This window comes from Pelagerythrobacter aerophilus (assembly GCF_003581645.1).
Classification (GTDB): Bacteria; Pseudomonadota; Alphaproteobacteria; order Sphingomonadales; family Sphingomonadaceae; genus Pelagerythrobacter; species Pelagerythrobacter aerophilus.
The window spans coordinates 175,604-188,776 of the sequence record NZ_QXFK01000019.1 but is presented as its reverse complement, the minus strand read 5'-3'; the positions used below and the strand labels follow the sequence as shown (position 1 = coordinate 188,776).

Annotated in this window: 8 protein-coding genes; 4 read left to right on the top strand and 4 right to left on the bottom strand. The window is 64.6% G+C overall.

The genetic code is table 11. The annotated features are described in order from the left end of the window. Window positions 1-11: 11 nt before the first annotated feature. Both D2V04_RS14650 and D2V04_RS14645 read left to right on the top strand, forming a co-directional pair. On the top strand, window positions 12-926 hold the full coding sequence (locus D2V04_RS14650; RefSeq protein ID WP_119514463.1) for a phytanoyl-CoA dioxygenase family protein: 915 nt from the start codon (window positions 12-14) through the stop codon (window positions 924-926). Continuing rightward, a complete protein-coding gene (locus D2V04_RS14645) occupies window positions 923-2,467 on the top strand; it encodes an alpha-amylase family glycosyl hydrolase (RefSeq protein WP_182849771.1) in 1,545 nt (514 codons plus the stop codon). Before D2V04_RS14650 ends, D2V04_RS14645 begins: the two co-directional genes overlap by 4 nt. A 15-nt stretch (window positions 2,468-2,482) precedes the next feature. On the opposite strand, the gene D2V04_RS14640 is transcribed toward D2V04_RS14645, so the two are convergent. Continuing rightward, window positions 2,483-3,418, bottom strand: a complete 936-nt coding sequence (locus D2V04_RS14640; protein WP_119514461.1) for an alpha/beta hydrolase — start codon at window positions 3,416-3,418, stop codon at window positions 2,483-2,485. Further along, entirely contained in the window at window positions 3,415-5,433 is a 2,019-nt protein-coding gene (locus tag D2V04_RS14635) for a glycoside hydrolase family 97 protein (RefSeq protein ID WP_119514460.1), read from the bottom strand. Before D2V04_RS14635 ends, D2V04_RS14640 begins: the two co-directional genes overlap by 4 nt. An 89-nt stretch (window positions 5,434-5,522) precedes the next feature. Here D2V04_RS14635 and D2V04_RS14630 point away from each other — a divergent pair, with 89 nt between their 5' ends. Next, window positions 5,523-6,536 (top strand): LacI family DNA-binding transcriptional regulator, encoded by a 1,014-nt coding sequence (locus D2V04_RS14630; RefSeq protein WP_119514459.1) that lies wholly within the window; start codon window positions 5,523-5,525, stop codon window positions 6,534-6,536. Between the two features lie 8 nt (window positions 6,537-6,544). Here D2V04_RS14630 and D2V04_RS14625 read toward each other — a convergent pair whose 3' ends face one another. Both D2V04_RS14625 and D2V04_RS14620 read right to left on the bottom strand, forming a co-directional pair. Further along, complete coding sequence (locus D2V04_RS14625; protein WP_119514458.1) at window positions 6,545-8,182, bottom strand: alpha-glucosidase family protein; 1,638 nt, start codon at window positions 8,180-8,182, stop codon at window positions 6,545-6,547. Beyond that, the gene (locus D2V04_RS14620; protein ID WP_182849770.1) at window positions 8,179-9,987 is read right to left on the bottom strand and encodes an alpha-amylase family glycosyl hydrolase; all 1,809 of its coding nucleotides are present in this window, start codon (window positions 9,985-9,987) and stop codon (window positions 8,179-8,181) included. The genes D2V04_RS14625 and D2V04_RS14620 overlap by 4 nt, the downstream gene beginning before the upstream one ends. A 418-nt stretch (window positions 9,988-10,405) precedes the next feature. Between D2V04_RS14620 and D2V04_RS14615 the strand changes: the two genes are divergently transcribed. Continuing rightward, window positions 10,406-13,162 carry a TonB-dependent receptor gene (locus D2V04_RS14615; protein WP_119514457.1) on the top strand — a complete coding sequence of 919 codons (2,757 nt, stop codon included), beginning with the start codon at window positions 10,406-10,408 and terminating at the stop codon, window positions 13,160-13,162. Window positions 13,163-13,173 lie beyond the last annotated feature (11 nt).

Below are 13,173 nucleotides of genomic sequence, written 5' to 3'. Positions count from 1 at the left end.
GGCGGCCTATCATGGTCGGCATGACAAGCGCCCCTTCCGCGACGGCTCCGGCCGCCCTCTCGCCCGCCCAGCAGCTCGAGCAGAACGGCTTCGTCCGTTTCACTGATGTGCTCGATCCCGTCACCATGGACACCTTGCTGCTGCGCGCCCACGCGACGCTGCTGCGCGAGAAGGAGGCCGCGCGCGAGGCGGTGAAGTCCAACGGTTCGCTGATCCATCTGAGCGACAATCCGGAATATGCCGACGTGATCGGATCGCCGAAGATCGCGGAGCTGCTTCGCGAGGTCGGCGCCACCGATCCGCGCTGGACCGGCGGTTTCCTGATTTCCAAGCCCGCCGGGGGACCCCCGCTGTTTTGGCATCAGGACTGGTGGGGTTGGACCGAGCCGGAAAGCTACGATGTCCGCGCGCACCAGCTGTTCGTGATGATCTATTTGACCGATACGACGCCGGAGAACGGGTGCCTGCGCGTCATTCCCGGTACGCACTTGCGCGATCATCCGCTGCATCATCTGGAAGCGGCGCATTCCGAAGGCTTGCAAAGTTTCGCGAACCCGGATGCGGTCGACTACGCCGCACATCCCGACGAAGTGGCGGTGCCGGTAAAGGCCGGCGATGTGCTGATCGGCGATTCCCGCCTGATCCACGGCGCCTACGCCAACCGGACGAACGAGGAGCGGCCGCTGCTGACGCTCTGGTATATGCCGCACTGGAGCGGCATGTCGCCCGGCATGCGCGCGCGCGGGATGGAGAACTACCTCCGCCGCGACGACATCCACACCAGCGTCGCGCGGCCGCTCACGCCGCTCGACTGGACGCCGGTGTTGCGCCAGCGGGTCGAGGCGGTGCTCCCGACTTACGAGGACTCCGAACCGCCCGTGCCATGGCACCGCACTCCCGACACCAGCCGGTTGATCCCGGCATGAGTGTGCTGACCCGCGCCTGGCCGCTCGCCGCCGCTGCCACCCTGCTCGCGTCCTGCGCAAGCGTTCCCACGCCTGCGCCGCAAGCGTCCGCGGCCCTCGCGCCGTCGGATGAGGTGTTCTACCACGTCTTCAATCGCAGCCTGCGCGACAGCGATGGCGACGGGCATGGCGACCTTCAGGGGATTATCGACAGCCTGGACTACCTGAAGGAGTTGGGCGTCACCTCCATCCTGCTGACGCCGCTCTATCCCTCGGCCTTCTACCACAACTATTTCGCGTCGGATTTCGAAGGCATCGATCCCGAATACGGAACGATGGAGGACTATCACCGTCTCGTGGCGGAGGTGCACAAGCGCGGCATGAAGATCTATCTGGATCAGGAGATCCAGTATGTCGCCTACGACCATCCCTGGTACACGCAGTCGCTCGGCAACCCCGCGTCGCCCTACAGCGACTTCCTCGTCTGGCGCGGGCCGGGCAATACCCAGCCCGACGAGGGCCCGTTCGCGATCGTGGTGGCGAAGCACTGGCCGGACCTCGAGACCGGCATCACCACGCTCAACATGGAATCGCCGGAGCTCAAGGCGTACTTCGACCGCTACTTCCTGAGCTGGGTCGATCCCAACGGTGACGGAGATTTCAGCGACGGCGTAGACGGTTTCCGGATCGACCACATGATGGACAATCTCGACGAGCGGGACATGCATACCAACCTGTTCGCCGAGTTCTGGCGGCCGCTGTTCGACAAGGTGCGGGCGGTCAATCCGCAGGTCATTTTCATCGCCGAACAGTCCGATTGGGGCTACGGCGAGGATTTCCTGACTCGCGGCGATGCCGACTACGTCTTCGCCTTCCCGCTGCGCGAAGCGATCCGCAGCTTCGACAAGGCCAAGATCGTCGAGGCGATCCGCGGCACGGCGAACGCGACGCCGCAGGGCAAGCACCAGCTCATCTTCATCGAGAACCACGATATGAACCGGGTAGCGTCGGATGAGGGTATGACGCCGACACGGTTGCGCACCGCGGCGGCGCTCGGCATCCTGCTGCAGGGCACGCCGCTGCTCTACTACGGCCAGGAACTCGGCATGCACGGCGTGCAGGACATGCGCTTCGAGACCGACGAGAAGGATATCGGCATCCGCGAGGCCTTCGAATGGGAGGCTGAGGTGGAGGCGCCGATTCACGCCAACTGGTACCGCGATCCGAGCAAGAGCTATTGGACCGACAAGTACTCGCAGAGCCATGACGGCATCTCGGTCGAGGAGCAGGACGGCGATCCGGACTCGCTGCTCAACTTCTATCGCCGTCTGCTGGATCTGCGGACAAAGCATCCCGCCTTGTCGCGCGGTTCGCTCGAGGTGATGGAAAGCGCACCGGAGCTGTTGGTGGTAGAACGCAAGCTGGATGGCGAGCGGTTTCACCTCGTCGCCAATCTGTCGGACCGGATGGTGAACTATCAGGGACCCGGCCAAGCTGATCTGCTCGGCGGTTCGGGCCGGGCGCTGGCGCCCTACGACATCGCGCTCTTCAAGCTGAACTGACGTCCGAGCCCGCGATTACTTCTGCTCTGCCTTCCGCCCGAGCAAGAAAGCCAACGGTAGGTGGACGCGTTCGCGCCAGGCGCTTTCGTCGTGCGGGGCGCCGGGGAAGGACTCGGTCCTCCAGTTGCGCCCGCGCTCGTATCCTCCCGCTGCGACGACCTCGTCCATCCTGAGCTGATAGGGCTCGTAGAGCGCATCGATCGTCGCAGAGCCGTAATCGAACCACAGCCGGTGATTTTCCGGCGCGGGGAGGGCGGTGCGCAGCCAGGTCTCGAAAGTCGCGATAACCGCTGCCCGCTCCGCGGCGGGGCGCGGTTCGACCGGCCAGCTCAGGAACAGCGGCCAGTGCGTCGAGATCATCGCCGCACCGCCGTACACCTCGGGATACTCGCTGATCGCATAGAGCGAGATCAGCCCGCCCATGCTCGATCCGGCGATGAAGGTGTCGTTGCGGCCGGTGAGCGTGCGGAAGTTCGCGTCGACCCAGGGCTTCAGTTCCTCGACCAGGAACCGCAGATAGCGGTCCGAGACGGGCGTCCCTTTGTAGAGCTCGGCCAGTTCGTCTTCGTATGGGGCCGGAAGCGCCGCGAAGACCTCGTTCGGCATATATTCGAGAAGGCGCTTCGGCGTGTTCCATACGCCGACGACGATCGCAGGCCGCGCCTCGCCGGCGTCGACAAGCTCCGTGAGGGCCTCGTCGACGCCCCATTCGCCCTTATCGCCCACGATCGCCGGATCGAACAGGTTTTGCCCATCGTGCATGTACAGCACCGGATAGCGCTCGCTCGCGCCATCGTATCCGGCGGGCAACCAGATCGTGACGCCGCGCGGATCGACGTGGCGCGAGGGAAACGCTTCGTAGCGGACGAGACGGCCCGGACCCGCATCCTCGGCCGCTGCCGGTGACGCGAACGCCAGCAGCAGGGCGGAAAGAAAGACCGCGAACCTCATTCGGCGACGAAGCGGATCGCCTGTCCGCCGCCCGAGGCAAGTCGCAGCGTCAGGACATCGCCGGCGTCGACCTTGCGTTCCTCGATGACGATATCGTGGCCGTTGGTCTTCCAGTCGGCATCGGGACCGTCGCGATAGATCTGAGCCGTGTAGGTACGGCCGGGGTCGAGGAAGTCGAGCTTGACCTCGAGTTCGCGTGCGTCCTCGTTGGTGACCGCGCCGAGATACCAGTCATTGCTGTTCCGGTCCTTGCGGGCAAAGGTCACGTAATCGCCGATCTCGCCGTTGAGCACGCGGCTGTCCGTCCAGTCGACCGGCACGTCCTTGATGAACTGGAATGCCGCCATGTGCTTCTCGTAGTTCTCGGGCAGGTCGGCCGCCATCTGGATCGGGCTGTAGATGACCACGTAGAGCGCAAGCTGCCGCGCGACGGTCGACTGCAGCTTCTGGCCGCGGCCCTGGAGGCTGAGAACGCCGGGCGTATAGTCCATCGGCCCCGACAGCAGGCGCGTGAAGACCAGCTCGGGCACGTGCGCGGGGTCGTTGGGCGGATCGCCCCAGGCGTTGTATTCCATGCCCCGGGCGCCCTCGCGCGAGACCCAGTTGGGGTAGGTGCGGCGGAGGCCGGTGTCCTTGATCGGCTCGTGCGGATTGACCGCGATGTGCCGCTCTGCCGCCTCCTTGACCACTTTCAGGTGGTGGTTCGACATCAACTGTCCGTCGTGCCACTCGAAGCGGATCTCGCCGTCCGGGCCGAGCGCCTGGATGCCGCCGCTATCGGCGACATAGCCGGTCTTGACCGAGTCGATGCCGAGCCGCTTGTAGAGGTCGAGCGCATCTTCGAGCTGGCTCTCGTAGTTCGCGACGTGCCCCGACGTCTCGTGGTGACCAATGAGACGGACGCCCTTCTTGCGCGCGTAAACCGCCAGTTCCTCGATGTCGAAATCGGGATAGGGCTTGGTGAAACTGAACACCGCGCCGTTGTTGTACCAGTCGCCGTCCCAACCCTGATTCCAGCCTTCGACGAGCACGCCGCGAAAACCGTGCTTGGCAGCGAAGTCGATGTAGCGTTTGACGTTCGCGGTGTTGGCGCCGTGCTTCGGGCCCGACCCCCAGCTCTCGGTATCGAGATGCATGCCCCACCAGACCCCGACGTACTTGTACGGCTCGACCCACGAGACGTCGCCGAGCTTGTTCGGCTCGTTGAGATTGAGGATCAGGCTGGATTCGACGAGGCCGCCCGCCGTCTCGGAAATCTGGATCGTGCGCCACGGCGTGTTGAAGGGCGCATCGCGGCTCACCTTGGCGCCGTGGGACGAGGGGGCGAGCTCAGCCCGGAAGCGGCGGCCTTCGACACGCCGGAACCACATCGAGGAGTAGTCGACCAGCGCCGCTTCGTGGAACGAGATATGCAGCCCGTCCTCCGTGCGGATGGTGATCGGCGTGTGTGCTTGCGTTACCTCGCTCACCGGCGTTTCGTGGTAGAGATATTCGTAGCGGTTCCACTCGCCGGCCGGGATCCACCATGCCGTACCCGGGTCCGCGATCACGAACTCGGTCAACTCCTCGGCGATGTTGACCGTGTCGAGCGATGCCTGCTCGGGGAATTCGTAACGGAAACCGACCCCGTCGTCGTAAACACGGAACACGACATCGACGCTCCGCATGGCATGCGCCCTCTCCGTCAAGCGGACGCGCAACTCATTGTAATGGTTGTGGACGAAGCGGCGCTCGCCCCATGGCTGCTCCCATGTCTCGTCGAAGCTGCGCGTCCAGGTTCCGCCGAGCTTGAAATAGCGGTCGAGCTTCTCGGCATCGGTGAAAAGGAAGCCCAGCCGCGAGGGCTCGATCACCGCTTCGCCATTACGCTCCACCGAGTAAGTTGCGTGACCCGCAGGGTTGATGTCGATCTCCACGGTCAGCACCTCGCCGGGCGAACTGACTTCGGCCACGACCTCGGCACAGGCGGGCGCGGCAGAAACGAAGGCGATGAGGGCAATCAGGCGTCCAAACATGGCTCGGCTCCGTGCAAAATCCGGGTTGCAAAATCCGCGCGACACTGCGCAATTCGGCTCATGAAAATGTTTGTGGCAAAATTTGCATAGTGGCCGGGCGCAGCACCAGGCTGGAGGATATCGCAAAGCTGGCTGGAGTGTCGATCTCCACGGCCAGCCGCGCCCTCAACGACAGCCCCTCGGTCAACGCGCGCACCAAGCAGCTCATCTGGAAGCTGGCGCGCGAGCATGACTACCCGTTCCGCCGCTACATGCCGGCGGGCCCGATCGGGGCGAACGGCACGATCGCCATCATCATTCCGCGCCCGCAGGGGCGGGAAGGCCAGATCGACGATCCGTTTTTCCTCGAGCTGTTCGCAGGCGTCAGTGACGCGGCGCGCGCCCGGGGCTGCGACGTGCTGGTCAGCCATTTCACACCGACCAATTTCGACGATCTTTCGAGGGCGATGAACACCAGCCGTGCGGACGGTGCGGTCTTCCTCGGCCAGAGCACGCTGCACCACTCGCTGAACCGGCTGATGGAGCGCGATGACCGCTTCGTCGTCTGGGGCGCCAAGCTTCCGGACCAGCAATACTGCTCCGTCGGAAGCGACAACCTGGTGGGTGGCCGCCGCGCCACGATGCACCTCATCCGTCTGGGCCGCCGGCGGATCGTCTTCCTCGGCGACAGCGAGGCGCCGGAGGTGACGCAGCGGCTGCGCGGCTATCTCGAGGCGCTCGACCAAGCGGGGCTGCCCCAGGACCGGGCGCTCATGGTGCCCGCCCATTTCACGGTCGAGTCGTCCGAGGCGACCGTCGATGCCCTGATCAGCCGCGGGCTCGACTTCGATGGCATCGTCGCTGCGAGCGACCTGATCGCGCTCGGGGCGATACGGGCGCTGCAGCGGGCAGGACGCGACGTGCCGGGCGACGTGTCGGTCGTCGGCTACGACGATGTTCCGTTCGCCCGCTACAGCCGGCCCGCGCTCACCACCGTGTCGCAGGACACCGCACGTGCGGGCCGTCTGCTCGTGTCGAAGTTGCTCGATTCGAGTGGCGTCGGCGACATGCGGTCGGAGCGCATGCCGACCGATCTGATCGTGCGGGAATCCTGCGGCGGCTGACGCGCCCGTCATGCCATTCGCTGCGCCACGAAGCCGGAGAGCGGCGGCACCACCCCAACGGCCTCAACGCCTACGCGTTCGATGACATGCCAGCCCTCCGGCAGGGTCCATTGAACGGGCTCGTCGGCAAGGTTGAAGACGCATAGCAGGCGCTCGCCGTCATCGCTGCGTTCGAAGGCGAGCAAGGGATGCGGAACAGCGATGGGCCGGAAATCTCCGATCTTCAGGGCTGAGTGGCGTTTGCGGAACGCTACCAGGCGGCGCGTGAGATTGAGGATCGAGGCCGTCCCCGCTTCCTGCCGGTCTACCGCCAGGGCCACGTGTTCCGGATCGACCGGAAGCCACGGTTCGACGGCCGAAAAGCCGGCGTGGGGTTCGTCGCCAGCCCACGGCATCGGCGTCCGAGCCCCGTCGCGGCCCTGGCCGTTGGGCCAGTTGGCGATCGCCTCTGGATCCTGGAGCCGCTCAAACGGAACCTCCGCCTGGGGCAGGCCGAGTTCCTCGCCCTGATAGAGGAACACGTTCCCGCGCAGCGTCAGCAACAGCAGCAGCAGCATGCGCGCAAGCGCGTCGCGGTCCCGCGCGGCGAGCCAGCGGGATACGCCGCGGGGTGCGTCGTGGTTGGAGAAGGCCCAGCTCGGCCACCCCTCGCCATCGTCTCCGGGCCAGAGGCCGATCGTCCGCTCGATCAGCTCGGGCGTCAGAGTCTTCTCGTAGAGGAAGTTGAAGCCGTAGGCGCTGTGGAGCCGGTCCGCCCCTTGCGTGAATAGCTTCATCTCCCGGTCGGCCTGCTCGCCGCCGACTTCGGCAACAGTAAACAGATCGGCGCCGTAGCCGTCGATCACCTTGCGCAGCCGGGTCAGGAACTCGGGGATGTCCGGGTGGGACTGGTTATGGAAATGATGCTGCCGGTCGAAGGGCCGCGCCCGTTTGGGCGCGTCTTTGACCGGCGGATTGTCGGTCAGCGCCGGGTCGTGCATCAGGAAGTTGAGCGCATCGAGCCGGAAGCCGTCGACCCCGCGGTCGAGCCAGAACCGGGCGGTCTCAAGCAGCGCTTCCTGGACCTCGGGATTGTGGACGTTGAGATCCGGCTGCGACGGCAGGAAATTGTGCAGGTAGTACTGACCGCGGCGCTCGTCCCACGTCCAGCTCGACCCGTGGAAGACCGACTGCCAGTTGTTGGGCGGCGATCCGTCGGCTTTCGCTTCGGCCCAGACGTACCAGTCCGCCTTGGGATTGTCGCGGCTGGAGCGGCTCTCTGCGAACCAGGCATGCTGGTCCGAGGTATGACAATAGACCTGGTCGACCAGAACCTTGAGCCCGAGCTCGTGAGCGCGGGCGAGCATCCGGTCGAAATCGGCAAGGGTCCCGAAGATCGGATCGACATCGCAATAGTCGGCGATGTCGTAGCCGAAATCCTTCATCGGCGAGGTGAAGAACGGCGACAGCCAGATCGCCTCGACGCCGAGCGAGGCGATGTGCTCCAGCCGGTCGGTGATGCCGGGCAGGTCGCCGATGCCGTCGCCGTTCGAATCCGCGAAGCTGCGCGGGTAGATCTGGTAGATCACCGCGCCTTTCCACCACGGGCGGGCCTCGGCCAGCGGCGGTGCCACGGCATCCAGAACCTGCTGCTCTTCGCCGATCATCGGGCGGTCTCCGACTTGCAGATCAGATATTCGAGCGGCGCAAGCTCCACGTTGTAGCTGCCCGGCGCCGTCGCGGCCGCGGCGCACTGGCCATGCAGCGATGTCCAGGCGAGCGAGTTCGTGTCTACCTGCACCTGCGCGGTGATCGGCTTGGTGCTCGTATTGAACACGGCCAGTGTCTCGCCCTCCGAACCGGCGATACGGCGGGAGAAAGCAAAGAGGCCGGGCTCATCGCCATAAGCGCGGACGATCTGGTCGCCGGAACGCAGCGCCGGATCGGATCCGCGCACTTTCGCCATGCCGGCAATGGCTTCGTAGAGCGGGTGACGCATGTCGAAATTCGCCTCGGCCGTCGTGGCATCGGTGCCGACGAGATCGTTGTCGTTGTAAGTCGCGACCCGGCTCGGGAACATGTCGGCACGCGCGTCCTGATCGCCGCCGTCACCGGCGAAGCCCTGTTCGTCGCCATAATAGATCACCGGCACGCCGCGCGAGAAGAACAGCATCGCGTGGCCGAGGATCACGCGCTTCAGCACGTCCTCATCGCTGGCGCCGGGATGCGCTTCGCGCACGAAGCGGGCGAAACGGCCCATATCGTGATTGCCGAGGAACGTCGGCAGGCGCTTCGCCGCATCGGCACCGCCTTCGTAAAGCGCGTCCGCCGCGAACAGTCGGGCGAGATTGGCGGTCGGCGCGCCTTTCGCCACCACATCGGTGACCGTCCCTTGAAACGCGAAGTCGAGCACGCTGGGAAAGCCGTCGACGCGCGTGAAGCGGGCCAGTGCGCCAGGATCGCCGTCGTAGACCTCGCCGAAGATGTGGAAGTTGGGAATGCCGCGCGCCTCCGCGCGCTCCAGCATGGCGGGCACGAAGGCCTGCCAGAATTCCGGGTTCACGTGCCGGGCGGTGTCGATGCGGAAGCCGTCGATGCCGAAATCGTCGATCCAGGTGCCGAAGATGTCGACGAAGCCTTGCACGACGCGCGGGTTCTCGGTGAACAGATCGTCCAGCCCCGCAAAATCGCCGAAGGTCGAGCTTTCGCCACTGAAGGTCGTGTCGCCCCGGTTGTGGTAATAGATCGGATCGTTGAGCCAGGTCGGAACCTTCACGTCCTCCTCGCCTTCCGGCGCATAGGGCGTGTAGGCGTAGTCGGCGCCGGTCAGCTTGGCAAAGTTCTCCGCCGTGTGGTCCTCGACGCCCGAAAAGCCCTGGTTGATCCGCTCGCCCTTCGCATCGCCGCGCGTGGAATAGGGATAGTCCGCATGGTTGCGGTAGGCGCAGTCGTTCTTCGGGCACTCGCGGTACTTGATAACGTCGGCGGTGTGGTTGGTGATGATGTCGAGATAGACTTTCATGCCCCGGGCATGGGCCGCATCGACGAACCGCTTCATGTCCTCGCGCGTCCCGAAATGCGGGTCGACCTGTGTGAAATCGGTGATCCAGTAACCGTGGTAGCCGGAGGACTCGTTACCGGGAGGGCCCTGGACCGGCTTGTTCTTGTAGATCGGGCCAAGCCAGATGGCCGTCGCGCCGAGCGACTGGATATAGTCCAGCCGCTCGGTCAATCCGGCGAGGTCGCCGCCGTGATAGAAGCCCTTGTGAGCGGGGTCGAAGCCGTGGTCGAGCCGGCCGCCGGCGATTCCGCCACGGTCGTTTGCCTCATCGCCGTTCGCGAAGCGATCGGGCAGGACGAAGTAGACGACCTCCTCTTCGGGCGAACGGTCGCGAAAGGTCTCGGCCGCCAGCGGCGACGCCGCAAGCGCCGTCAGTCCGGCGCTGAACATCAGCCTCTGAATCGACCCCATTTTCGTCCTCTCCATCGTCCATGCGTGTTGCCCAAAGGGAACAGCAACTCTCTTTTGCAAATATTTGCAGAGACGGACCAGTGCGTCAAGCGTCTCGTGAGCATCTGTTCAATTTGAAGTAAATATATGATTTCAATACTAGATATATCGATATCAATCTTCTGATCCCCGGCGGCAGCAGGCCCAAGCAAATTTTGCGCTTGCACTGATGTCGCAAATTTGCATTAATTTGTGAAACTGGAAGGCGCGCCGAACCCGTGTGCGCTCCGGATGCAAGAATAGCCCGGCCGAGGGTCGGGAGTGGAGAGACGAGGCAACCCATTTTTCACCCGTGTGCGCCGGTTCGGCGCCGAACGGTTGCCTGAAGGCAAAGACCGCGCGGGCGGGGTGCCCGGCCGGTATTGGAGGGGTAGGTAAAATGACGAGTTTCATCGACATGCGGAAGCTGTTGCTGGGCGGCACGGCCATGTTCGCGTTGACGGCAGCAGGTGCCGCTCCCGCTTTCGCGCAGGATGATGCCGCCACCCAGGAACAGGGTGAGCAGGCGGAGGATCAAGCCGCAGGCGATGTCATCGTCGTCTCCGGCTATCGGGCCGCGCTCGCCGAATCGATCGCGACCAAGCGCGAGATGGACGTCATCGTCGAGTCGATTTCCGCCGAGGACATCGGCAAGCTCCCCGATAACAGCATCGCCGAAGCGATTGCCCGCCTGCCGGGCCTTACCGCGCAGCGCATCGACGGCCGCGCGCAGGTGATCAGCATCCGAGGTCTCGCGCCGGACTTCTCGACCACTCTGCTCAACGGGCGCGAGCAGGTCACGACCGGTGACAACCGGGGCATCGAGTTCGACCAGTATCCGTCGGAGTTGATCGGGCGGGTCGACGTCTACAAGACGCCCCATTCCGGCCTGATCGGGCAGGGTCTGTCCGGCACGGTCGACCTGCGCACCATCCGCCCGCTAGAGTACGGGCGCCGGGCGCTCAGCGTCAGCGCGCGGGGCGAGAAGGTCTCGCTGGGCGAGCTGAATTCGGGCTCCACCGATACCGGCTACCGCGTCAGCGCGACCTACATCGACCAGTTCGCCAACGATACGATCGGGGTCATGCTGGGCGCCGCCCATATGGTCTCGCCGAGCCAGATCGAGCGCTACAACAGCTGGGGCTATCCCACCCTCGGTGATGGCGGCCCGTTCGTCATCGGCGGCTCCAAGCCCTACGTGCAGTCGAACGAGCTCACCCGCACGGGTGTGATCGGCTCGATCGAATTCCAGCCGAGCAGCAACTTCAACACGCGCATCGATGCGTACTACTCGAAGTTCAAGGACGAGCAGATCCTGCGCGGGATCGAGCTTCCGCTGCTCTGGGGTGGCCTCGCGCTTCAGCCCGGCTACACGGTCGAAGACGGCCTGGTCACCGAAGGCACGTTCGCGGGTGCCAAGGGCATCGTTCGCAACGATGCGAACACGCGCGATTCCGACCTCTATTCGCTCGGCTGGAACGCGGAATACGAAACCGGGCGGTGGACGCTGATCGGAGACGTCAGCTACTCGCGCGTCGACCGCAAGGACACGATCCTGGAAACCTACGCCGGCACGTCGCGCGGCGCGGGCAGCGGTCCGTACGACACCATCGGCTTCACCTTCGATCCGGAAGGCTTCTATCGGTTCGACACCGGTCTCGACTACAGCGATCCCGGCCTCATTCAGCTCACCAGCCCGCAAGGCTGGGGCGGCGACATCGTTCCCGGCGGCCAGGACGGCTACCTCAACATGCCCAGCATCAAGGACGAGCTCACCGCCTTCCGCGGCAGCGCGAATTACGCGCTGGGCGGCGGCATCGACAGCATCGAGGTGGGCGCCAACTTCACGATGCGCTCAAAGAGCTACACGCCCGACGAGTTCTTCCTGAGCCTGGCGGCGAACGTCGCCGATCCCGACCACAACACCAGTGTTCCCATACCGCAGGATGCGCTGCTCGATCCGACCGAGCTTGCCTATCTCGGCATTCCGGGAATGGTCGCCTACGACCCGATCAAGCTGATCGACAGCGGCATCTACGACCTCATCCGCGACTCCAACAACGACGTCGGCGTCAAAGGTTGGTCGGTCAACGAGGATGTGCTGACGGGCTGGGTGAAGGCGAACATCGACCAGCCGGTCGGCGATAACGGCTCGCTTACCGGCAATATCGGCCTGCAGGTCGTCTACACCGACCAAAGCTCGGAAGGCTTCGCGAACGGCAACATCGCGGTGAACGAAGGCTCGAAGTACACCGAGCTCCTGCCGAGCATGAACCTCTCGTTCCGTTTCGACGATGCGAACGTGCTCCGCTTCGGCCTTGCGCGCACGCTGGCGCGGCCGCGGATGGAGCAGATGAAGGCTTCGTTCAACTTCAACACGACCGACGCGTTCTACAACTCGACCGACCCGACCAATGCGTTCTTCAGCGGCGAGGGCGGTAATCCGCACGTGCGGCCGTGGATCGCGGACTCGGTCGACATCTCGTACGAACACTATTTCAGCCCGGAGGCCTATGTCGCCGTGGCGGGGTTCTACAAGTACCTCGAGACCTACATCTACAAGCAGAACATCCTCTACGACTTCACCGGCTTCGATTACACGCCGCCCCCGGGCGCCGGGCCGGAGCCGGGCACGTTCCTCGGTCGCGTGAACGCGCCGGCCAACGGATCGGGCGGCACCATCTATGGCCTCGAGCTTTCGGGGACCCTGCCGTTCAACCTGTTCACCGGCGCCCTCGACGGCTTCGGAGTGGTGGGCAGCTATTCCTATACGGAAAGCAGCATCCAGCCGGACCCGAACAACCCGTCGCAGCCGCTCCCGGGCCTGTCGAAGCACGTGGCGAATGGCACGGTCTATTTCGAGAAGAGCGGCTTCTCCGCCCGCGCCAGCGTTCGGCACCGCTCCAAGTTCCTGGCGGAAGTGGTCGGTTTCGGCGTTTCGCGCGTGAACCGCACGGCCAAAGGCGAGACGATCATCGATGCCCAGATCGGCTACGAGTTCCAGGACGGGCCGCTGGAAGGTCTCGGCATTCTGCTGCAGGGCCAGAACCTGACCGACGAGCCGTTCATCACGTATGAGAACGGCGACCTGCGCCGTGTCATCGACTATCAACGCTACGGCCGCCGCTATCTGCTCGGCCTGAGCTACAAGTTCTGACCGTGGCACTG